General features: G+C 35.5%; 1 protein-coding gene. It reads left to right on the top strand.

The window, feature by feature from the left end; genetic code table 11:
* Positions 1–21: 21 nt before the first annotated feature.
* Positions 22–304 (top strand): DUF8341 domain-containing protein (locus F8C76_RS20145; RefSeq protein WP_211372238.1); only part of this gene is annotated, 283 nt, incomplete at its 3' end.

Genomic DNA, 304 nt, shown 5'->3' with positions numbered 1-304 from the left:
AAGCGTTTTAAAATCCAGGATGTGGATTTTTTGTTTTCGCCTTTTAGCCTTATTTATGATTTTGTGCGCGATAATTTAGAAGAAAAGCCGTTGTTGTATTTGCTTTTGGAGCGTTCAAGATTTTATTTTTTGATTGCGGATAAAAAAGAGATTTTTTTAGCCAAATCCGTGTTTTTAGAAGAGCAACCTGAAGAGTTTATAGAGAGCAAGGAAGAGGATTCTATGGAGATGGATAATGAGGCTGTGAATTTGTTTTTGAGTGAAATCCAAGAAGATATTGACAGCCTTGAAGAAGCGATGGGCT

The sequence above is a fragment of the Flagellimonas olearia genome (assembly GCF_009184425.1).
Taxonomy (GTDB): domain Bacteria; phylum Bacteroidota; class Bacteroidia; order Flavobacteriales; family Flavobacteriaceae; genus Flagellimonas; species Flagellimonas olearia.
The sequence above is the reverse complement of the archived record's forward strand: the minus strand, read 5'-3'. Positions and strand labels throughout refer to the sequence as shown.